Origin of the sequence: Pseudomonas sp. PsB, assembly GCF_043658375.1 — a bacterium.
Lineage (GTDB): Bacteria > Pseudomonadota > Gammaproteobacteria > Pseudomonadales > Pseudomonadaceae > Aquipseudomonas > Aquipseudomonas putida_Z.
The window spans coordinates 106074-128762 of the sequence record NZ_JBIGLU010000001.1; the positions used below are offsets into that span (position 1 = coordinate 106074).

Consider the following 22689-nt stretch of genomic DNA (forward strand, 5'->3'; position numbering starts at 1 on the left):
GCTAAGTGTTTGAATTAGCTGTTTATTTCTGTGTATGACATTTTTCTGAAAATCGTGCATAAGTTTTTTCGGAGCATAAGAAAACCGGCTTTTACAGCCGGTTTTTTTATGGGCTCATACGGGTGTGGGTGATCGGTGTAGGAGCGGCCTTGTGTCGCGATAGGGCTGCAAGGCAGCCCCAGCAATTTGTGCATCACTGCTGATGCCTCGGGGCCGCTTTGCGGCCCTTTCGCGACACAAGGCCGCTCCTACAAGAAGCCCGTGCCAACCGTCAGATCTTGTCGATATCCACGTCCTTGGTTTCCTTCAGGCAGAAGATCCCCACCACCAGGCTGACCCCGGTCACCAGCACCGGGTACCACAGCCCGTAGAAGATATCCCCGGTATACACCACCAGCGCGAACGACACCGTTGGCAGGAAGCCACCGAACCAGCCGTTGCCAATGTGGTAGGGCAGCGACATGGAGGTGTAGCGGATGCGGGTCGGGAACAGCTCGACCATCACCGCCGCCAGCGGGCCATAGGTCATGGTCGCGATCAGGATCATCGCCACGATCAGCACCACCACCATCACCTGGTTGACCTGCCCAGGGTCGGCCTTGGCCGGGTAGCCGGCCTGTTCCACCGCCGCACGCATGGCTGCTTCGTCGAAGCCGTTGATGGTCTTGTCACCGATGTTGACCACCACATCGCTGCCGGCCACATCCACAGAGCTGTACGGTAGGCCTTGCTTGACCAGGAAGGTCTTGACCTTGTCGCAAGGGCTGTCGAAACGCGCCTTGCCCACCGGGTCGAACTGGAAGGTGCAGCCTTGCGGGTCGGCAGTGACAACGATCGGCGCCTGGCGGCTGGCCGCGTCGATCTGTGGGTTGGCGTAGTGGCTCAGCGCCTTGAACAGCGGGAAGTACAGCACCGTGGCCAGGAGCAGGCCGAGCATCAGGATCGGCTTGCGGCCAATACGGTCGGACAACCAGCCGAAGAACACGAAGAACGGCGCACCAATGACCACGCTGATGATCAGCAGGGTGTTGGCCTGGGCCGGGTCCATCTTCAGCATCTGGGTCATGAAGAACAGCACGTAGAACTGCGCCGTGTAGAAGGTCACGGCCTGCCCGGCGTTGATGCTGAACAGGGCGGTGAGCACCACTTTCAGGTTCGGCCAGGAGGTGAACGACTCACGGATCGGCGACTTGCTGACCTTGCCTTGGGCCTTCATTTTCACGAAAGCCGGCGACTCGTGCATGCTCATGCGGATCCAGGTGGAAATCGCCAGCAGCACGATCGACAGCAGGAACGGCAGGCGCCAACCCCAGGTTTCGAACTGGTCGCCACTGATATAGCGGCTGCCCAGCACCACCACCAGCGACAACAACAGGCCAAGGGTGGCGGTGGACTGGATGAAACCCGTGTGGAAACCGCGCTTGCCGGGCGGAGCATGCTCGGCCACATAGGTGGCCGCACCGCCGTATTCACCACCCAGCGCCAGCCCCTGCAGCATGCGCAGGACCACCAGGATGATCGGTGCCGCGATGCCGATGCTGGCGTAGGTGGGCAACAACCCCACCGCGAAGGTGGACAGGCCCATCAGCACGATGGTGACCAGGAAGGTGTACTTGCGCCCGATCATGTCGCCCAGCCGGCCGAACACCAGCGCACCGAACGGCCGCACCAGGAAGCCGGCGGCAAAGGCCATGAGGGCGAAGATGAAGGCGGTGGTGTCGTTCACGCCAGCGAAGAACTGCTTGCTGATGACCGCTGCCAGCGCACCATAGAGAAAAAAGTCATACCACTCGAAAACTGTCCCGAGGGATGACGCGAAAATGATCTTGCGTTCTTCACGACGGCTGGAGCTGCTGGCCGCCGCACCCTGCTCTTGGATGTAATCCGACATCGTTGCTGTCCTCGGCCCGCAGGCCACAGTGATTATTCTTGTTGTTCCACTGTCGGCAGCTTCTGACCGCCAGCTGCCGGTACTGCACGCACCCGGGGTCAGGGCGTCGGTATTGCGTCTTCGTTCAGATAGGTCTGGGTAGCAGCTCCTTTGAGGATCAGTTGAGCCGCCTTCTCGGCGATCATCAGGGTGGGTGAACAAGTATTGCCGGAGGTGATCTGCGGCATGATCGAGGCGTCCGCCACGCGCAGGCCAGGGATGCCGTGTACGCGCAACTGGTTATCCACAACGTCCAGTTCGCCATTGCCCATGCGGCAGGTGCCTACCGGGTGGAAGATGGTGGTACCTATCTTGCCGGCGGCTTCGAACAGCTCTTCTTCGGTTTGCAGGGCTGGGCCCGGCAGGTATTCCTTTGGGTCGAACGCAGCGAGGGCAGGGGCCTGGACGATACGCCGGGTAAGGCGAATGGAATCGGCGGCGACGCGCAGGTCCTGGGGGTCGCTGAGGTAGTTGGGGTCGATCAGCGGTGTGCTGTTCATGTCGCTGCTGCGGATATCGATACGCCCGCGGCTGGCCGGGCGCAGGTTGCACACCGAGGCGGTAAAGGCCGGGAACCTGTGCAGTGGCTCGCCGAAGCGCTCAAGTGACAGCGGCTGCACGTGGTACTGCAGGTTGGCGGTGGCCTGCTCCGGGCTCGAACGCACGAACGCGCCCAGTTGGCTCGGCGCCATGGCCAGCGGGCCACTGCGGTCATAGAGGTAGCGCAGGCCCATGCCCATCTTGCCCCACAGGCTGTTGGCCATCTGGTTCAGGGTACGGGTATTGCGGATCTGGTAGATCAGGCGCAGTTGCAGGTGATCCTGCAGATTGCCGCCAACACCGGGCATGTCGTGACGCACGCCAATGCCCAGGCTTTCCAGTAACTGCCGCGGGCCGATGCCGGAGCGCTGCAGGATACCGGGAGAGCCCACAGCACCCGCACAGAGGATGATCTCGCGACGCGCCGCAAACTCGTGCCAGGCACCCTGCCAGAACGCCTTTACCGCCCGTGCACGGGTGTTGTTGAGCAGCACCTGGTCAACCTGAACGCCGGTCAGCACCGTGAGGTTGGGGCGGTCCTTGATCGGCCGCAGGAAAGCCTTGGAAGCGTTCCAGCGCACACCGCTGCGCTGGTTGACCTGGAAATATCCACAGCCCTGGTTGTCGCCGGTATTGAAGTCATCGACCTTGCCGATCCCGCTTTGCTCGGCGGCATCACGGAAAGCATCGAGGATCGGCCAGCTGTAGCGCTGGCGCTCGACCCGCCATTCGCCATCACCACCGTGGTGCTCGCTGGCGCCGGCAAAGTGGCTTTCGCTGGCCTTGAACAGCGGCAGTACGTCCTTCCAGGCCCAGCCGTCGTTGCCTTGCTCGGCCCAACGGTCGTAGTCGGCGGCCTGGCCGCGCATGTAGATCATGCCGTTGATCGAGGAGCAGCCACCCAGCACCTTGCCGCGTGGATAGCCCAGCGCACGACCGCCCAGGCCGGGCTGCGCCTCGGTCTTGAAGCACCAGTCGGTGCGCGGGTTGCCGATGCAATAGAGATAACCGACGGGGATATGGATCCAGGGATAGTTGTCGCGCCCACCCGCTTCCAGCAGCAGCACTCGGCAGGAAGGGTCGGCGGACAGACGATTGGCCAACAGGCAACCGGCGGGACCGGCCCCTACGACCACGTAGTCGAAGACAGAATCGGCTGATGGCATGTGCAACCTCGGGCCTGATTATTATTCTTGTCCCGATCCATCTTAGTGAGTAATTTCGTGGAGGAAACACGAGATTTCGCGCAGCCGCTGTGCGTTTTAGCACAGCGATCATCACGGCAACGGCGCGGCCCTGTAGGAGCGGCCTTGTGTCGCGATGGGGCGCGCAGCGGCCCTGAGTCAGCACATGTGGTCCTTCAGGTAGACCGATTTTGCTGAATTCAGGGCCGCTGCGCGCCCCATCGCGACACAAGGCCGCTCCTACAAAGGTTCGCGCGGTCTGGATGCATAGGGACAAGCATGTTCGACTGGAACGATCTGCGGTTTTTCCTCGAGTTGCAGCGCAGCGGCCGCCTGCTTACCGCCGCCAAGCGCCTCAACACCACCCACAGCACCGTGGCCCGGCACATCGAGAGCATCGAGCAAAGCCTGGGCACCGCGCTGTTCGTGCAGCATGCCCAGGGCTATGAACTGACCCCCTCGGGCCAGGCCCTGCTCAAGCACGCCGAAGCCATGGAAAACGTCGCCCTGCTGGCGCAGGAAGAAATCACCCAGGCCATCACGCCGCTGGGCAAGATTCGCCTGGGGGTGACCGAAGGCATCGGCATCATGTTCTTCACCCCGCGCATGAATGCGCTGTTCGACCGCTACCCCGGCCTGGAAGTGGAGCTGGTGGCAGTGCCGCGCTTCGTCAGCATCCTCAACCGCGAGGCAGAGATCAGCATCCACCTGGAACGGCCCAACGCCGACCTGCTGATCACCCGCAAGCTCACCGACTATCGCCTGGCCCTGTACGCCAGCCAGGACTACCTGGATCGCGCGCCCCCGCTGCGCAACCGCGAGGACCTGGCCCGGCACAGCTGGATCGGCTACGTCGACGACTTGCTGTTCAGCCAGGAACTGCTGTTTCTCAACAGCTTCTGCCGGGCCCCCAACGTGGTGTTTCGCAGCACCAGCGTGATCGCCCAGCAAACCGCCGCCCGCGCCGGGTTGGGCATCGCCGTACTGCCCAACTACATGGCCCGCCACGACCCCACGCTGGTGCGCGTGCTGCCTGGCGAAACCATCCAGCGCAGCTACTGGATCTGCACCCGCCGCGAACTGCACAAGTCGGTGCGCCTGCGGGTAGTGTGGGACTACCTGCTGGCGCTGTGCGCGGCAGAACAGAGCGAGCTGCTAGCCCAGTAGCGCCTTGCCGGCCAGCAGTAGGGCGGCAGCCCAACCGGCCACGGCAAACATCTGCTGCAAGCGCGGCCCGGCCAGCCTGGCCGCCAATGGCCGCGCCAGCAGCAGGCCGAGCACCGCACCGACGGCGAACGGGGCGCCAACCTGCCAGTGCATGACCCCTGCCAGGCTGGCGCTGACCACACTGCCGGTGGACACCAGCGCGATCACCGCCAGCGAGGTGGAGACGATGCTGGCCATGCGCAGGTTGGTGTAGCGGTTAAGGGCCGGGATGATGACAAAGCCACCGCCCACGCCGAGCAGGCCGGACAGCAGCCCGGACAATGCGCCGGTGAAGGCCAAGGCGCGCGCGCAGGGCAGGGTCCAGCGCAAACGGCCCTGCAGCGGGTTCAGCACGCAGGGTTCGATGTAGCGATGGGCATCATTGGCTTCGCCGCGCAGTTCCTTGGCCGCCTTGCGCCAGATGCGCAGGCAGGCATACACCAACACCCCGGCGAACACCAACTGCAGTGGCGTGTTCGGCAGGCGGTGCGCCAGCATCAGCCCGAACGGCGCCGCTGCCACACCGATCAATGCGATGAACAGCGCCGCGCGGTAGCGCACCAGGCCCTGACGCAAGCCCAGCACAGCACCCACCGCTGCCGCCATGCCTACGGCCAGCAGGCCGACCGGTGCCGCCTCGACCATCGACAGCCCCAGGCCGAACACCAGCAAAGGCACTGCAAGAATGCCACCGCCGGCACCGGTCAACGCCAGCACGGCACCGATGATCGCGCCCAGGCCCGCTCCCAGTATTTGATGTTCGATCACTGCCGACCCTCGGCTACCAACGGCTGTGGCCGTGCCAGCCACTCGCGGCCCTTGAGCATGCCTTTCCAGTACAAGGGTGGCAGCACCTGCGCCTTGAGCAACCAGGCCAGACGTGTCGGCTTGCGGCCATCCAGCAACCAGTTGGGGAAGCTTGGAGCCAGCTTGCCGCCATAGGTGAACTCGGCCAGGACGATCTTGCCGCGCTCGACGGTGAGCGGGCACGAGCCATAACCATCGTATTGGGCCAGGGTAGGCAACCTGCCCAGGGCCACCAGCACGTTGTTGGCCACGACCGGAGCCTGCTTGCGTGCAGCGGCGGCTGTCTTGGCATTGCTGGTGTTGGTCACGTCCCCAAGGGCATGGACATTGGTGAAGTGGCGATGGCGCAGGGTGTGCGGGTCGACATCGACCCAGCCGGCGCTGTCGGCCAACGGGCTTTCACGAATGAAGTCCGGTGCCACCTGCGGCGGTACCACGTGCAGCATGTCGAAGGCCTCGATACGGGTTTCGCTGCTGCCATCGGCCAAGGTGCGCACGAAGGTGGCGCGCTTGTTCGGGCCGTCCACGGCGACCAGGCGGTGGGAAAAATTGAGGTCCACGGCGTACTTGTCGATGTACTTCATCAGTGCGGGCACGTAGTCCGCCACTCCGAACAACACTGCGCCGGCATTGAAGAAGCTGGCTTTCACAGCCCCCAGGTGACCATGCCGCAGCCAGTGGTCGCAAGACAGGTACAGCGCCTTCTGCGGCGCGCCTGCGCACTTGATCGGCATGGGCGGCTGGCAAAACAGGGCTCGCCCTTGCTTGAGCTTCTGTACCAGTTCCCAGGTGTAGGGCGCCAGGTCGTAGCGGTAGTTGGAGGTGACGCCGTTGCGGCCCAAGGTCTCGCTGAGGCCATCAATGGCCGCCCAATCCAGCTTGAGGCCGGGGCAGACCACCAACTGTTCATAACTGATGGCGCGGCCGCCTTCGAGGAGGACCAGTTGGCCCAGCGGGTCAAACCCCTGCACACGTGCCTTTATCCAGCGCACGCCGCGCGGAATGGTCGAGGCCATGGTGCGGGCAGTGCTTGGCGCCTTGAACACACCGGCACCGACCATGGTCCAGCCGGGCTGGTAGTAATGCACTTCGGCGGGGTCGATCAAGGTCACATCCAGCGACGGGTCACGGCTGATCAGGCTGGAAGCGGTGGCGATTCCGGCGGCGCCGGCACCGACGATGACCACTTTGTGGTGGTCGGTATTGGCAGGGGACAACAAGGCAGGCATGGCGGTAAATCCTGTAAATCTGGTTATGGGGCAGGGCGGTCATAGCTTGTTCAGCGGAATCTTCAGGTAGCTCACACCGTTATCTTCCGGCGCGGGGAACTGGCCGCTGCGCATGTTCACCTGCACCGAAGGCAGGATCAGCACGGGCATGTCGAGGGTCTTGTCGCGGGCTTCACGCATGGCGACGAAGCTGTCCTCATCGATGCCCTGGTGGATATGAATATTGTTGGCGCGCTGCTCGGCCACGGTGGTGACGTACTGCATGTCACGGCCACCTGGCAGGTAGTCGTGGCACATGAACAGCCGGGTCTGGTCGGGGAAGGCCAGCAGGCGACGGATCGAGCGGTACAGGGTACGGGCATCGGCCCCAGGGAAGTCGCAACGGGCGGTACCGTAGTCGGGCATGAACAGGGTGTCGCCGACGAACACCGCAGTCTCGCCGGCGTCCTCGATCATGAAGCTCATGCACGCAGGTGTGTGCCCCGGGGTGTGCAACGCGCGGGCATGCAGGTTGCCAATGCGGAAACCTTCCTCGTCCTCGAACAACACATCGAACTGGCTGCCATCGCGGGCGAAGCCAGGCTCGGCGTTGAACAGGGCACCGAACACTTTCTGTACCTGGGTGATATGCGCGCCGATGGCGGTATGGCCGCCGAGCTTTTCCTTCAAATAGGCCGCTGCCGAAAGGTGGTCGGCATGCACATGGGTTTCCAGCACCCACTGCACGCTGGCTTCAAGCTCGGTCACGCGCTGGATCAGGCGGTCCGCCGACGCAGTGCAGGTGCACCCGGACTTTGGGTCGTAATCCAGCACACTGTCGATCAATGCGCATTGGCGGGTTTCACGGTCCATGACCAGGTAGCTGATGGTCGAGGTCGCCTTGTCGTAAAAGGCGTCCACGTGCAGGTTGTTGCCGATGATCATCGCGTTCTCCAATTTATCCGCCCAGCCTTGTACAGGCGTAGGCAGTGCCAGGAGGTTTATCAAGATGCATGCCAGGCATTTTCCTGCGCTTGGGCCAATGAAACCGGCCCGTTGCTGATAATTGCCGACGACAGTGGCAGCGCAGATGGCAGTCGACTGTCAGCCAATGGCAGTGTTTGGCAGTCCTTGTTACCCTGCGCCGGTCATCCAATCGGTGCCGTCATGCCTGAAGCCCATCCCCTCATCCTAGCTTTGGTTTCCTATCTAGAGCACGATGCCCTGCCAACCATCGTGCTGGATACCGACTACAACATCCTGGCGGCCAACGCTGCCTATCGCCGCCAGTTCGGTCGCCATGAGCAGGCGCCGCTGGGCGAGAAATGCCACAAGGTCTCGCACCACTACGCCGTGCCTTGCGACCAGGCCGGCGAGCATTGCCCGATGCGCAAGGCGTGGCAAAGCAAGGTTCCGGAGCGGGTGTTGCACATTCATCACACGCCACGCGGCCCCGAGCATGTGGATGTCGAGCTGCGGCCGATCCTGGATGAACAGGGCAGGGTGGTGGCCTTTGTCGAACGCCTGACCAGCATCACCCTCGCGTCGGCGCAGCCTCAGGAACAAGGCCTGGTCGGCCGGGCGCCAGCGTTCAAGGCGGCCCTGGCCAGCCTGCAACGTGCGGCGCCGGCGCAGATCCCGGTGTTGCTGCAGGGTGAGTCAGGTACCGGCAAGGAACTGTTCGCCCGTGCGGTGCACATGGGCAGCCCCAGGGCCAACGGCCCATTGGTGGTGGTCGACTGTACCGGCCTGACCGAGTCGTTGTTCGAGAGCGAGTTGTTCGGCTACGAGAAGGGCGCGTTCACCGGCGCCAACCAGCGCAAGATCGGCCTGGCTGAAGCGGCGCATGGCGGCACTCTGTTCCTCGATGAAATTGGCGAGGTACCGCTGGCGATGCAGGTGAAGCTGCTGCGCCTGATCGAGTCCGGCAGCTTCCGCCCGGTGGGTAGCCTGCGCACAGTGCATTCGGATTTCCGCCTGGTGTCGGCAACCCATAAACCGCTCAGGCAAATGGTCGCGGACGGCAGCTTCCGCGAAGACCTGTACTACCGCATCAGCGGCTTCCCGATCCGTCTGCCGGCGTTGCGCGAACGGGTAGAAGACCTGCCCTTGCTCGCCCAGAGCCTGCTGCAGCGCATGGCTGGCAAGCCGACGCCCAGGCTGAGCGACGAAGCTTTGCAGCAGCTTGGGCTGCATCCATTCCCGGGCAACATTCGCGAACTGCGCAATATTCTGGAAAGGGCGCGCTTGTTTGCCGATGACGGGCTGATTCGGCCCGAGCATTTGCCGGAGGATATTGGCCCAGCGGGGACGATCAAGACAGGTGGCCGGCGCAATCACCTGGGTGAGCTGGCGCAGGCACTGGAACAGTTCAAGGGCTCGCGCAGTGAACTGGCCCGTCACCTTGGCCTGAGCGAGCGCACGCTGTATCGTCGGTTGAAGGAGCTTGGCCTGAATTGACGCGTTCGGTTAACGCGGTCTACAAGGGCCCGCGTATCCCCGAGGGCAACACACATCCTGTGGGAGCGGGTTCACCCGCGAACACCGGCGAAGCCGGTGCCATCCGCCGCGCCTCCTCAGACCTTTACCGGACCTTTACCTCTGTCCTGACATTAAGCGGGAATGATTGTGGTCTGATCAGTTAACCGAACCTGGCAGCCAGTCAGCCCCCGCCAGGCGTCAACATGCAGAGGACCGCAAAATGAAGAAAACCCTGACCGTGATCTGCGCCGCGCTCATGCTAAGCGCCCCCTTGGCCAGTTTCGCGCAACCAGGCCCACCTGACCGGCATGATGGCCACCCATCGCACCAGGGCAACCCACCGCATGGGCAGCCACAGTACCAAGGCCGACATGATAATGGTCGCGGTCCCGCCTACCGCGACCCGAACTTCCGCCCACAACAGGGCATGCCGGTTCCGCATCAGCAGTGGAAGCGTGGCCATGTGGTTGACCCGCACTACCGTGGCGACCGGTACTGGGTGGCCGACTGGAAAGCACGCCACCTGTATGCGCCACCGCGTGATCACCGTTGGTTGTATGTGAACGGGGACTATGTGCTGGTGGCTATTGCCAGTGGTGTGATCGTCAACGTCCTCAGCGGTTACTGATTTCTGCAGGCACTAAAAAGCCCGCTTCCGCGGGCTTTTTAGTGCCTGACGATCTACACCGGATGTAGGTTCACAAAATAGGTGATAGGCCAGACCCCGTGAAATTGGAATCTTCGCCATTTTTTTTGTGAAATGAAGGGGTGCTTTTCACAGAAAAGCCGAGAAATCCCTACTCACCAATCACAAAAGTTGATTGGCCTGGAAAGGGCCGTTTACGACCGACGCGTGACTTTTCGGTAAGGGATGAGGAGTAGTCGCAGCGATCCTTTAGCTCCTAGTCTGGCGACCTTGGGTTCAGAATCCGACTGGCAATGCCCGCCGTCACTACTTCAGAGGAACCAGCTTCCTCTGCTGCCAAAATTGCGGGGGGCTCATGCTGGTACCCAGGCCCGACAAATGCGCAGTTGCAGCCCTCAATTGCAAGGCTATCCAAAGCGGCACGCGTGTCAATCAAGATCTGATGCATGACGATGGCCGGCCTCACGGAGGTGAAACCGGAGATTCAGATTGACTAAACCGACCCCGTAGACACCAACCTCCACGAAGGCCGCTATCGACCCAAAGCTGTCCTTCAAGAAAGGCAGCTAACGGCGAGAAGCGGTCATTTTGTATCTACAGGTTTCGGGGCGATTCACTCGTCTGATGCTCAGGAGCACCAGGATGGGCGTCAAGGAGGTGGTCATCTTGAGGTGGACTATGCTGACCAGTTGCTCTCAAATCTAATCGTGAGGTCCTCCATGGCAAACCCCAATCTGCTGGCTCTATTCAGAGATGAAGTCCTTCTGACCGGGCCTGAAAGCTCCCTTCCAAGCAACCTATCTCAGTTCTGGCTTGAGGAGCTCCAGAGTCATCTGGAGAGGTATTTCGACGGTTTGAACTCGGATTCAGATGCAGAAGAGAAGGATCTCGACATCTCTCTCCCACTCGCAGCGATCATCCACATCTTGTTCGCGAAGAATGGTGGGGAGGAGATATCCGAGAGCTCTGAAAAGCTGTACGAGTATTTCCAAGACTACCGGCTCGAACTGGCCCTTGAAGAGATCACGCGAAAGACTCATGTGGCTGCCGAGGCTGCAACCATTGAGACCATCTTCACCAACCGAGATGTCCTGGTGGAACAAGGCCCCCTTCTTCAATAGGTACCTCCACCGATGCCATCGCCGGCGGGCACGCTCCGAGGCATTGATGGAATGCATTTTGACGGCTGCCGAGATCAGCGAATGAAAGAAATTGCTGCGCCGATGTTCGATCTAATCGCTTTGTCGCTTCCACGAGGGTTGGGGTTTGGGGACAGCCCGCCAGTAGGGGCATGGCTTAGTGAGGACGGAATTTCTTGTGCCGCTCTAACCCGAAATATCCATTCCGGCAGCTTCGGAATTGTCACCTTGCGGCGTCGTGTCGATAGCGTGTGGGTGCTCCTCAGCCATAGTGAGCGCACCACTGGCGAGTCTGAAGCCCGCGCCTCAATCAGCCATTTTCTCTATACCCAAGCCCATCCGCTTCCACTCCCTTCAGGTGAACGACGACGTGCTCCTCTAAGCAGAATGGGTAAGCGCACACCAAGCGTGGTGTTCAAATCACTATTTGATCCAAGCCGCCGTATTGGGGCGTGGGCGCTGAATCAACTGTATCTCGCACTGCCATCCCCAGACAGAAATTGGGTTCCCGATTGCCAGACTGAGAATTTTCACACCCGCCTCTGGGAAGCCCACCTATTAGCGATTTTTCGTGAACAGGGACTCTTGGTCACCCAGCCTAAAGAATCACCCGATTTTCACATCGAGAATAGGCTGGGAGATGAGGCCTGGGTTGAAGCAGTGACAGCCAACCCGGAAGAGCGGTATGAGCATTTTGGCGCCTCGCCGGTCCCCCCCACCCGCTGACCGACATGAGCGTTTCTTAGGAGCGGCTGCAGAAAGGTTTGCGAGGACCATCCAAAACAAATTGGACAAGCGTTACGAATCCCTACCGCACGTGGAGGGTAAGCCGCTCATTCTGGCCTTAGCCGATTTCCATGCGCCCAGTTCAATGCTGTGGAGCAGGGAGTCGCTCATCAGCTATCTCTATGGCTTTGCAGTTCACTCATCTGCGCATCGTGGTACGCACCTGATAACTGTGGAGGAAGAGACATCTCTGCTATCAGGGCGCCCCAACGGCCTATTTACGCTAATGGAAAATGCCCATCTTTCAGCGGTCATTTTCACCAATGCCTGCACAGTGCCAAAGCTCAGCCGAGTGCCGATCTCAGGTGGAGCTCATCTAGACGGGTACCGATACTTGCGGTTTGGTGAGTTTTTCGACCGTTCTCCGGGAGCATCACGAGGTATCCCATTTCTGTTGGATGTAGCGTCCAGCGACTACGGTCAGCTCTGGCCGCAATATGGCTACGAGCCGTGGTCTGCTGAAGTGGAGGTATTCCATAACCCTATGGCACTATACCCGGTGCCTAATGAGTTGATACCAGAAGTCACCCACTGGAGAGAAGTAAACGGAAGAGTCGAGTGCGAATCTTTCTTTGATGTATCCATACTCCGATCCAGAACACTCGTCCTCAGTGCAAACGCTAAGGTTCCGTCACTCGATGAGTTGCTGACAGCAGCCAGTCCTCCAGAGCTCTGACGGCGGCGGGGTGGCCGCATCGTTGCCACGCAGGTAGATGAGAATTTCTCAGCAAGCTACCCAGCCAGGGGAAGGACATGAGATCCCCTGCGCAATTCAGGACCGTTGAAGCGTCACCTCTCTTCGGGTAAAAGCATGACCGTCATACAACGCTACAACAGCGTCATACCCGAGAGCATAGGAAGAAAAATGTCGATCCAAGGACTAAAACGATACTTTGGAAACAAGATTCACGCAGTGATAATGATGGCCCCGCTTAAGCGGGAAATGATACGCCTCGGCATATGCACCCTTATGGCGATTATTCTGAATATCATCTTGTATACCGGCGTTGAAGTAGACGGCACCATCAAGCCGTGGGCAGAAACCCCGATAAAACTGTTTGCATCGTCGATGTTATTCGCCTTCATGATCAAGGCTTTTCTGCCAGTTCTCGGCTGGACGATACTGAAAGCAATGCTGTTGAGTGCGAACAATGCCTTCAGCGGCATACTGAGTTTTTTGGGCAATCAGTTCACAGGCGTCATGTACTGTACCGGAATTATTATGGGTTCTATCACGATTAAATTGTATATGGTTTCCGGGGTTTTAGACTCTGAGTTTGCTTATCTGTCCGCAATCGTATTTGCTTCCGGGGTTTTATATTTCTATGTGCTGCAATGCGCCATTCAAAAAACAATGAGTCCGGCCCTGCGTACACCAGCAGTACCGCGTTAAACCACTAGGCTGTGACTATTCATCTCTGGTGCTCAGTAGGCGCTCGCTCTGCTGAACCCTCACCCATACACAACCATTAATGGACTGGCCCGCCTTCGACTTTATGAAGAAGGCGAGCGAGCACGTGACTGATTGCGCATGTATTCCGAGATGAGACTTTCGAAATTGATGTCCGCCTCCTCAACGAGAATATTGACGTGACAGTACAGCTCTTCAGGACCTCTGAGATAATTGAAAATCCTTGATCTAACGATGCCGCAAACCCCTTCTTTGACCGCCGTAGAGGGGAGGTTGATAACATCGCCAACGCACGGGATAAGAGCTAGGCCATGGTCGCTGTTGAAGACAATGTCAGCTGGACAGGCATCAATGCTGGCATCGGATTGTCCTTGCGAAACCTGCTGATAATCAATGCTATACCTCATGTACAGCCTACCTCATTTGTTGAGTGAGGAATCAGCGCCGCGGATCGTAAACAGAAACCTCAAGTTCGCAAGCGACGGGAGCATGTAGCGGATTTTCGGTACTAGAGAGCTTGGCAACTATCGTTTTTCAAGCACATACCCTACGCCCCGAAGCGTATGTATCAGTTTGGTCTCGAAAGGGTCATCTATCTTGGCTCTGAGTCTTCGAATCGACACCTCTACAACGTTTGTGTCGCAGTCAAAATTCATATCCCAAACCTGCGAAATAATTTGGGTGCGGCTCAGCACCACACCGGTATTACGCATCAGGTAATGCAGTAACGCGAATTCTTTCGTGGTCAGGTCAATGCGCTGACCGTCCCTGAATGCCCTGTGCCGGCTCTGATCAAGCTCCAGGTCAGCGACGCGAATGACCTCTACGGATGCAGGGTGATCTGACCTGCGCATCAAGGCGCGAACCCGGGCCAGCAGCTCAGGGAACTCAAATGGCTTGATCAGGTAGTCATCTGCTCCGTTCTCCAGCCCCCGGACCTTATCCGCCAGCCGGCTTCTCGCCGTCAGCATCATGATACGGGAAGGGCAGTTTTTACGACGCAACAACTCAAGGACCTGCCAACCGTCCATCTCTGGCAGATTTATATCCAGGATAATCAGCTCATATTCGTGCTGCTTAGCCAAGAATAATCCATCTGACCCGGTGTGGACGCAATCTACGACATAGCCACATTCCGTCAGACCTTGACGCACATACTCCGCAGTTTTTACTTCATCCTCAATTACCAGAATTCGCATGGGATTTTGTCTCGATATCACTGAGCAATTAACCGCGCACGCGCGCCGGCATTATTGAAAGGGATGGTAAATCAAAATGAGCGTGCCGGGGCTCAAATGACGGATTTGTAATTTCTAGGTAATACAGTTGATAGTCTGGCGGTATATCTTGTCGCGGTTTGGGTTTGACAGTTGCGGGCCCTCTCTCCAGCAGGTGATTTGACCTTATGAAGTATTGGGTTATTTTCTTCTTTGTGCTGGCTTCGTTCCGCTCAGACGACGGCGAGGTCGCTCACATTGAAGAGACTGGTCATTGGTGTAGTCATGAACTTCACCGGCATGCGATGCGTACAATCGAACGCCTACTTGAATTTTAGGCAAAAAAAGGCGCCCAATGGGCGCCAAATATCCACCTTTTACCAAAGGAGCACTTAAGCCACTCAAGGTGAATTCGTAATGCTCGTTTTACTAATAGGACCAGTTAATGAATAACTGGTCCAGTTAGCGAATTACAGAATCGAAAGCGGGTACTCAATGATCACACGGGTTTCATCCAGATCCGATTCGAATGCAGTGGCACGTGTGGTTGCCTGGCGCAACCGGAAGGACAGATCTTTTGCTGGACCGGTTTGGACAACGTATTTGACTTCGACGTCACGCTCCCAACGCTTCTGATTGTCGAGCGGGTTGCCGTTGTCATCAGTGCGCATGTAGAACTGGTTAGCGTTCGAGTAATCCGCGCCCGAGCCTCTGGCGTAGCGGGTCATGAACGTCAGGCCTGGAATGCCGTAGCTGGTGAAGTTCAGGTCATAGCGCAGCATCCAGGAACGCTCTTTCGGCGAGTTGAAGTCGCTGTACTGGATGGAGTTGTCGACGAAAATCGAGTCCGACTGACGCAGGTAGTCAAAATCGTCGTCGCCGTTGTTGCGCTGGTGCGACAGGGCTAGGGTATGGGCACCGTAACGCACGCCGACCTTGGCACTCCAGATGTTGTTGTCGAATTCACCCAGGCGCTTCTTACCTTCATCTACGGCTTTGTAGTAGTTGAAGCCACCGATCAGCGCCAGATCGTCGCTCAGCGGGTAAACCACGCTGGTGCCGGCGTAGTACTGATTCCAGACGTCTTTCAGCTGGCTGGCGTAGACGCTCACAGTCCAGTTGTCGTTGATCGAGTAGTCACCGCCACCGTAACCGATCCATGGCGAGTTGACCGGGCCGCCGTAGAACGTCACGAAGTTGTCGTTCAGGTTGCTTGAGACCGGCTGGCTCATCGCATGCAGACGACCACCCTGCAGGGTGAGGCCTTGGATGCTGGTGTTCTCAACGGTCACGCCGCGGAAGCTTTCTGGCAGCAGGCGAGAGTCGCCGGATGCAACGACCGGAGTCGATGGGAAAACATCACCTACTTTCACGATGGTATCGAACAAGCGGACTTTGGCTGCGCCGCCGACCTTGGTGTATTCGTCGCGAGCTTCGCCCTTGTTATCAACGGGTAGCACGTCGAAGGAGCTACGGCCGCCGTTGCGCCCATCACCGGTGTCGAGCTTGAGGCCGATCATGGCGAAGGCATCAACGCCAAAGCCAACGGTTCCCTGGGTAAACCCAGAGTTGAATTTGCTGATGATCGCGTGCGCCCAGGCTTCGGAGTAGCCGTTGGTGTTGCCCTTGCCACTGTTATAAGTGGGGGCAGTGCTGTCGCGGTTATCACGGTTGAAGTAGAAGTTACGGTTCAGCACTGTAAGGCTGCTGCCTTCAATGAAGCCTTCTGGCTTGTCTTCTGCCTGTGCCGAAATAGCATAGCTTCCAGACAGCGCAGAAACTGCCGCCAAATACAGTGGTACTTTGATTTTCATCCGATGCTCCTTTGATTCACGGCAGTTTTTATTATGTTTACCGGCGCGGGTGTCGTTAATTGTTCTGACCAGGCGGCGCGCCTAGCGTAGCGCGAGCTCATATTTGCAGGCCGAAGATAACGGGGGGGTGATAGGAAAATTACAATTTCGTCATCTACCTGTTGTTCGGGCCTTCGCACCGCGTGTTTGCCATCTCCGTTGCTTGTAACGAAATCATCGTGTCGGGTTTGGTTTCCCAGTATTTTCGGGCATTACAGGACATTCTTACGGAATTGTAATTTTCTAGCCACCCCTCTGATAGCTACCGCTCATTAGAGTGCCATCACCTAATCAAGTGGGGCTTGGCAGCTGTTTCGGCGTTCTCGCCAAGCTTTATCGAAGTTTGTGCACGAGGACCATCAAAGTGCCCCGGTATAACCGCAATGTCTTACCCAAGACCCCCGTCTCGCCCTGGAAGATCGCTGCACTCTGTGCAGTCATCTCTGGGTTGATGGCGCCTGCAGCCCTTGCCCAAAGCATCAGCTTGCCCCAGGCGCTTTCGACGGCCATGGATGCCAACCCAGACCTGGCCGCGGCCAGGCAAGAAATTGGGATCGCTGATGGTGCTCGCAAGCAGGCCGGGCTTATCCCCAACCCCACAATCTCGTATGACGTGGAAGACACCCGTCGTAACACCAGCCAGACGACTGTCTCTCTCAGCCAGACCCTTGAGCTGGGCGGTAAGCGGGGGGCTCGTGTTGACGTCGCCACATACGGGCAGACCGCCGCACAGCTTGAGTTAGACCGTCGCGTTAACGGCCTGCGTGCAGATGTCGTCCAAGCCTTTTACGCCGCGTTGCGGGCCCAGACAGGTCTCGACCTGGCCAAGCAATCTCTCGAACTGACTGAGCGCGGTCTTCGCATCGTCGATGGCCGTGTTCGCGCAGGTAAGTCGTCCCCAGTGGAGGCGACCCGCGCTCAAGTGCAACTGGCCGAAGCCCAGCTGCAAGTTCGACGTGCAGAAACGGAAAAAGCGACCGCTTACCAACAGCTCGCTCAAATTACCGGGAGCTCAGTCACCGTGTTTGATCGACTCGAATCGCCAACCCTCTCCCCGGGCTTGCCACCTCGCACTGAAGATCTGCTGGCTAAGCTCGACCAAACAGCAGAAATGCGTCAGGCCGTGGTGCAGATAGACAAGAGCGATGCCTCGCTCGGCTCAGAGAAAGCTCAGCGTATCCCGAACCTTACTGTCAGTGTAGGTAGCCAGTACGACCGCTCTGTGCGCGAGCGGGTCAACACTGTGGGCCTGTCTATGCCTTTGCCGCTGTTCGATCGTAACCAGGGCAACATTCTTTCCGCTTCTCGTCGTGCAGATCAGGCCCGGGACCAGCGCAATGCTGTTGAGCTGCGCCTGCGCACCGAAACCCAAACCGCGTTGAACCAATGGTCCACCGCCATGCAGGAGGTCGAGTCCTACGACAAGACCATTCTGCCTTCAGCCCAACAAGCCGTAGAGACCGCAACCCGCGGCTTCGAGATGGGCAAATTCGGTTTCATCGAAGTGCTGGATGCCCAGCGCACCTTGATCGTCGCTCGTGGCCAATACCTCGAATCGTTGGCAGCGGCGACCAATGCGCGTGCGCAGGTGGAAAGGGTTTATGGCGAAGTCGGCTCAACCGCCGGCACTCGCTGAACGGGCCAAACATTTTCTTCGGCACACAGCCTTGAACAAGCCGGTGCCTACGATCAGCAGGAGTAGCAATGGATAACAAACGCAAGATCGCCCTCGCGGTAGCCGCTGTGGCAGCCCTCGGATTTGGCAGCCTTGCCTGGAACAACAGTTCCGGACAGCAGGCCGCCAGTACTGCCGAGCATGGCGCTAACGATGGCCATGGCGACGAAAAGAAAGCCGCATCTGCCGCCAAAGAGGAAGGTGATGAGGGCCATGGTGAAGAAGGCCACAGCGAAGAGGGCGGTGAAGAAGAGGGCAAGCTGACGCTCAGCGCTGAACAGATCAAGGCCGCTGGTGTTGCCCTGGAAGCTGCAGCGCCTCGTGACCTCGGTACCGTCGTGAGCTTCCCTGGCGAAATTCGCTTCGACGAAGATCGTACTGCCCACGTGGTTCCTCGTGTTCCTGGCGTTGTTGAGGCTGTCCAGGCCAACCTGGGCGAGACGGTCAAGAAAGGGCAAGTCCTCGCGGTAATCGCCAGCCAGCAGATCTCTGACCTGCGCAGCGAACAACAGGCCGCACAGCGTCGCGTCGAACTGGCGCGTGTGACCTTCGAACGTGAGAAGCAACTGTGGCAGGACAAGATCTCTGCAGAGCAAGACTACCTCCAAGCACGCCAAGCGCTGCAAGAAGCGGAGATCTCCTTGGCCAACGCCAAGCAGAAGGTCGGCGCAATCGGTGCCTCGGTTAACTCCGTTGGCGGTAATCGTTACGAGCTCCGCGCTCCCTTCGACGCCGTGGTAGTGGAGAAACACCTGACCGTCGGCGAAGTCGTCAGCGAGGCGACCAACGCCTTCATCCTTTCCGACCTGAATCAGGTCTGGGCGACCTTCGCAGTTCCGCCGACAGATCTGGGCAAGGTCACGACTGGCCGTGCAGTGAAAGTCTCTTCGCCTGACATGAACGTCGAGGTCGAAGGGAAGGTGGGTTATGTCGGCAGCCTGCTGGGCGAGCAAAACCGTGCAGCTACTGTCCGCGTCACCTTGACCAACCCCAACGGCGCCTGGCGTCCAGGCCTGTTCGTAAACATTGCGGTCACCTCCCAGACCGATCGAGTTGCCGTAGCGGTCCCTGAGCACGCTGTGCAGACCGTTGAAGACAAACCTTCGGTATTCGTACGCACCCCAGATGGCTTTGACACCCGCCCGGTAAAACTGGGTCGCCGCGACAATGGGTACGTGGAAATCATCGACGGTATTGAAGCCGGCGCCCAGGTAGCAACCAGTGGCAGCTTCACACTCAAGTCCGAGCTCGGCAAAGCTTCTGCCGAACACGGTCACTGATGCGAACTGACAGGATGATTTCTCATGTTTGAACGTATCATCAGATTCGCCATCGAGCAGCGCATCGTAGTAATGATCGCCGTTCTGATCATGGCGGGTATCGGTATCTACAGCTATCAAAAGCTGCCCATCGATGCGGTACCCGATATCACCAACGTCCAGGTGCAGATCAACACTGCAGCGCCTGGTTACTCGCCCTTGGAAACCGAACAACGGATCACGTTTCCAGTTGAAACGGCCATGGCCGGTCTCCCGGGCCTTCAGCAGACCCGTTCCCTGTCTCGCTCTGGCCTGTCTCAGGTCACCGTGATCTTCAAGGATGGCACTGACATCTTCTTTGCCCGCCAGTTGATCAACGAGCGGCTGCAGGTTGCGAAGGAACAGCTGCCAGAAGGTGTAGAGGCCGTCATGGGTCCGGTATCTACCGGCCTCGGCGAGATCTTCCTGTGGACTGTTGAAGCCGAAGATGGCGCGGTCAAAGAGGACGGTACGCCGTACACCCCGACCGACCTGCGCGTGATCCAGGACTGGATCATCAAGCCTCAGCTGCGTAACGTCCCGGGTGTGGCCGAGATCAATACCATCGGCGGTTATGCCAAGCAGTTCCTGGTTGCGCCGGATCCAAAGCGCCTGGCTACCTACAAGCTGACACTCAATGACCTGGTCGCAGCGTTGGAAAGTAACAACGCCAACGTCGGTGCCGGCTACATCGAGCGTAATGGTGAACAGTTGCTCATCCGTGCACCGGGTCAGGTAGGCAATATCGAAGACATCGCCAACATCGTGATCACCAGTGTGGATGGTGCACCGATTCGCATCAGCAGCGTTGCTGACGTCAGCATCGGTAAAGAGCTCCGTACAGGTGCTGCTACTGAGAACGGCCGCGAAGTCGTGCTCGGTACCGTGTTCATGCTGATTGGTGAAAACAGCCGCACCGTATCTCAAGCTGTCGCCGCCAAATTGGCGGACATCAACCGCACCCTGCCAAAGGGCGTGGTGGCTGTGACTGTTTACGACCGTACCAACCTGGTTGAAAAAGCCATCGCGACGGTGAAGAAGAACCTGGTGGAAGGCGCGATCCTGGTTATCGCCATTCTGTTCCTGTTCCTCGGCAACATCCGTGCGGCTCTGATCACCGCGATGGTGATTCCGCTGTCCATGCTGTTCACCTTCACAGGCATGTTCAACAACAAGGTCAGTGCCAACTTAATGAGTTTGGGGGCACTCGACTTCGGCATCATCGTCGACGGTGCCGTGGTTATTGTAGAAAACGCGATCCGTCGACTGGCTCATGCGCAACATAAGCATGGCCGCATGCTCACCAAAACCGAACGCTTCCACGAGGTCTTTGCCGCGGCGCGAGAAGCTCGCCGGCCGCTGATCTTCGGTCAGCTGATCATCATGGTGGTGTACCTGCCGATCTTCGCCCTCACCGGCGTCGAAGGCAAAATGTTCCACCCGATGGCCTTCACCGTTGTGATGGCGCTGCTGGGTGCAATGGTCCTGTCCGTTACCTTTGTTCCTGCAGCTATTGCCATGTTCGTCACTGGCAAGGTGAAGGAAGAGGAAGGCGTGGTCATGCGCACAGCTCGACTGCGCTATGAACCGGTTCTGCAATGGGTGCTGGGACATCGGAACATCGCTTTCTCGGCCGCAGTAGCCTTGGTCGTGCTCAGTGGTTTGCTGGCAAGTCGTATGGGTAGCGAGTTCATCCCAAGCCTCAGTGAGGGTGACTTTGCGATGCAGGCCATGCGTGTGCCTGGAACGAGCCTCACTCAATCTGTCGAGATGCAGCAGCGTCTGGAGAAAGCGGTGATTGCGCAGGTGCCTGAAGTTGAGCGGATGTTCGCACGCTCGGGTACCGCAGAAATTGCATCTGACCCGATGCCGCCGAACGCCTCTGACGCCTACATCATGCTCAAGCCTCAGGATCAGTGGCCTAACCCGAAGAAGCCTCGTGATGAGCTGATTGCTGAAGTGCAGAAGGCCGCAGCGGGTGTTCCAGGAAGCAACTACGAGTTGTCGCAGCCAATCCAACTGCGTTTCAACGAGCTGATTTCGGGCGTGCGTAGTGACGTCGCTGTGAAAGTCTTCGGCGATGACATGGACGTGCTCAACAACACCGCCAACAAGATCGCGGCAGCGCTCAAAGCGGTCCCGGGCTCATCGGAAGTGAAAGTTGAGCAGACATCCGGCCTGCCGGTGCTGACCATCAACATTGACCGCGAAAAAGCAGCACGCTACGGCCTGAACATCGCGGATGTTCAGAACTCGATCGCTATCGCCGTGGGTGGCCGTCAGGCCGGCACGCTGTATGAGGGCGACCGTCGGTTCGACATGGTAGTACGCCTACCAGAGACCGTTCGCACCGACGTAGCGGGTATGTCCAGCTTGCTGATCCCGGTACCTGCCAATGCGGCACAGGGTGCCAATCAGATCGGCTTCATCCCGCTGTCCCAGGTCGCCAATCTGGACCTGCAACTGGGCCCGAACCAAATCAGCCGCGAGAACGGCAAACGTCTGGTTATCGTCAGCGCCAACGTTCGAGGCCGCGATCTGGGGTCCTTCGTTGAGGAGGCGACCGCATCGCTGGACAAGAAGGTGCAAATCCCTGCGGGCTACTGGACGACTTGGGGGGGCCAGTTCGAGCAGCTGCAGTCGGCTGCCAAACGCCTGCAGATCGTTGTTCCAGTCGCCTTGCTGCTGGTCATGACCTTGTTGTTCCTGATGTTCAACAACCTGAAGGACGGCATGCTGGTCTTCACCGGTATTCCATTCGCACTCACCGGTGGTGTTGTGGCGTTGTGGCTGCGGGACATCCCACTGTCGATCTCGGCAGGTGTCGGCTTCATTGCACTGTCCGGCGTTGCAGTACTGAACGGCCTGGTGATGATTGCCTTCATCCGCGGGCTAAGGGAGGAGGGACGAACGCTCAGACAGGCAGTCGATGAAGGTGCATTGACCCGTCTGCGACCTGTTCTGATGACAGCCTTGGTAGCGTCCCTGGGCTTCATCCCGATGGCTTTGGCCACCGGCACCGGTGCCGAAGTTCAGCGGCCATTGGCGACGGTGGTGATTGGCGGGATCCTGTCCTCCACCGCACTGACCTTGCTGGTACTGCCTGCCCTGTATCACTGGGCACACCGCAAGGATGAAGACGGCGACGAGGCCGAAGTGGTTAGCTAACAGCCTCCGCTAAAGAGAAGCCCACAACACGTGTTGTGGGCTTTTTTGTTTAAAGTGAAGTAGATGCACTTACCTTTCAAAATTGTAAGTTTCTCGTCATGCCGGTGATGCCTATGCATTGCTAAGGTTACGCCCGAGAA

17 protein-coding genes are annotated in these 22689 nt (G+C 58.7%); 9 read left to right on the top strand and 8 right to left on the bottom strand.

What is annotated here, in order from left to right; all coding sequences use genetic code 11:
* Positions 1–271: 271 nt before the first annotated feature.
* Positions 272–1891 (bottom strand): MFS transporter, encoded by a 1620-nt coding sequence (locus tag ACGLHT_RS00525; protein ID WP_025337178.1) that lies wholly within the window; start codon positions 1889–1891, stop codon positions 272–274.
* Between the two features lie 98 nt (positions 1892–1989).
* Positions 1990–3636 (bottom strand): GMC family oxidoreductase, encoded by a 1647-nt coding sequence (locus tag ACGLHT_RS00530; RefSeq protein WP_137162699.1) that lies wholly within the window; start codon positions 3634–3636, stop codon positions 1990–1992.
* A 297-nt stretch (positions 3637–3933) separates the two neighbouring features.
* Between ACGLHT_RS00530 and ACGLHT_RS00535 the strand changes: the two genes are divergently transcribed.
* A complete protein-coding gene (locus tag ACGLHT_RS00535) occupies positions 3934–4821 on the top strand; it encodes a LysR family transcriptional regulator (RefSeq protein ID WP_013970255.1) in 888 nt (295 codons plus the stop codon).
* On the opposite strand, the gene ACGLHT_RS00540 is transcribed toward ACGLHT_RS00535, so the two are convergent.
* Genes ACGLHT_RS00540 through ACGLHT_RS00550 form a run of 3 tightly spaced genes read right to left on the bottom strand, consistent with a single transcriptional unit; the run spans position 4810 to position 7820 of the window.
* Complete coding sequence (locus ACGLHT_RS00540) at positions 4810–5628, bottom strand: sulfite exporter TauE/SafE family protein (RefSeq protein WP_013970254.1); 819 nt, start codon at positions 5626–5628, stop codon at positions 4810–4812. The genes ACGLHT_RS00535 and ACGLHT_RS00540 overlap by 12 nt on opposite strands.
* On the bottom strand, positions 5625–6896 hold the full coding sequence (locus ACGLHT_RS00545; RefSeq protein WP_123085931.1) for an FAD/NAD(P)-binding oxidoreductase: 1272 nt from the start codon (positions 6894–6896) through the stop codon (positions 5625–5627). The genes ACGLHT_RS00540 and ACGLHT_RS00545 overlap by 4 nt, the downstream gene beginning before the upstream one ends.
* Positions 6897–6935: 39 nt before the next feature.
* Positions 6936–7820, bottom strand: a complete 885-nt coding sequence (locus ACGLHT_RS00550) for an MBL fold metallo-hydrolase (protein WP_075046828.1) — start codon at positions 7818–7820, stop codon at positions 6936–6938.
* Between the two features lie 222 nt (positions 7821–8042).
* On the opposite strand from ACGLHT_RS00550, the gene ACGLHT_RS00555 reads away from it, so the two are divergent.
* The 5 genes from ACGLHT_RS00555 to ACGLHT_RS00575 all read left to right on the top strand — a co-directional run bounded on the left by ACGLHT_RS00555 (position 8043) and on the right by ACGLHT_RS00575 (position 13320).
* On the top strand, positions 8043–9335 hold the full coding sequence (locus ACGLHT_RS00555) for a sigma-54-dependent Fis family transcriptional regulator (protein WP_274119890.1): 1293 nt from the start codon (positions 8043–8045) through the stop codon (positions 9333–9335).
* Between the two features lie 241 nt (positions 9336–9576).
* A complete protein-coding gene (locus ACGLHT_RS00560) occupies positions 9577–9984 on the top strand; it encodes an RcnB family protein (RefSeq protein WP_274119889.1) in 408 nt (135 codons plus the stop codon).
* 737 nt (positions 9985–10721) lie between these two features.
* Positions 10722–11123 (top strand): hypothetical protein, encoded by a 402-nt coding sequence (locus ACGLHT_RS00565; protein ID WP_012269857.1) that lies wholly within the window; start codon positions 10722–10724, stop codon positions 11121–11123.
* Positions 11124–11204: 81 nt separating this feature from the next.
* Positions 11205–11867, top strand: a complete 663-nt coding sequence (locus tag ACGLHT_RS00570; RefSeq protein WP_226342902.1) for a hypothetical protein — start codon at positions 11205–11207, stop codon at positions 11865–11867.
* Positions 11868–12792: 925 nt separating this feature from the next.
* A complete protein-coding gene (locus ACGLHT_RS00575; RefSeq protein WP_012269855.1) occupies positions 12793–13320 on the top strand; it encodes a hypothetical protein in 528 nt (175 codons plus the stop codon).
* Between the two features lie 101 nt (positions 13321–13421).
* Here ACGLHT_RS00575 and ACGLHT_RS00580 read toward each other — a convergent pair whose 3' ends face one another.
* The 3 genes from ACGLHT_RS00580 to ACGLHT_RS00590 all read right to left on the bottom strand — a co-directional run bounded on the left by ACGLHT_RS00580 (position 13422) and on the right by ACGLHT_RS00590 (position 16369).
* A complete protein-coding gene (locus tag ACGLHT_RS00580; RefSeq protein WP_010951457.1) occupies positions 13422–13745 on the bottom strand; it encodes a hypothetical protein in 324 nt (107 codons plus the stop codon).
* Positions 13746–13862: 117 nt separating this feature from the next.
* Positions 13863–14537: a heavy metal response regulator transcription factor gene (locus ACGLHT_RS00585; RefSeq protein WP_003253420.1), complete on the bottom strand. Its 675-nt coding sequence runs from the start codon at positions 14535–14537 to the stop codon at positions 13863–13865.
* Between the two features lie 488 nt (positions 14538–15025).
* Positions 15026–16369 (bottom strand): OprD family porin, encoded by a 1344-nt coding sequence (locus ACGLHT_RS00590; protein WP_003253422.1) that lies wholly within the window; start codon positions 16367–16369, stop codon positions 15026–15028.
* Between the two features lie 403 nt (positions 16370–16772).
* Between ACGLHT_RS00590 and ACGLHT_RS00595 the strand changes: the two genes are divergently transcribed.
* The 3 genes from ACGLHT_RS00595 to ACGLHT_RS00605 all read left to right on the top strand — a co-directional run bounded on the left by ACGLHT_RS00595 (position 16773) and on the right by ACGLHT_RS00605 (position 22549).
* Entirely contained in the window at positions 16773–18044 is a 1272-nt protein-coding gene (locus ACGLHT_RS00595) for a TolC family protein (RefSeq protein WP_010951456.1), read from the top strand.
* 68 nt (positions 18045–18112) lie between these two features.
* Positions 18113–19363 carry an efflux RND transporter periplasmic adaptor subunit gene (locus tag ACGLHT_RS00600; RefSeq protein ID WP_010951455.1) on the top strand — a complete coding sequence of 417 codons (1251 nt, stop codon included), beginning with the start codon at positions 18113–18115 and terminating at the stop codon, positions 19361–19363.
* A 24-nt stretch (positions 19364–19387) separates the two neighbouring features.
* Positions 19388–22549 carry a CusA/CzcA family heavy metal efflux RND transporter gene (locus ACGLHT_RS00605; RefSeq protein ID WP_010951454.1) on the top strand — a complete coding sequence of 1054 codons (3162 nt, stop codon included), beginning with the start codon at positions 19388–19390 and terminating at the stop codon, positions 22547–22549.
* Positions 22550–22689 lie beyond the last annotated feature (140 nt).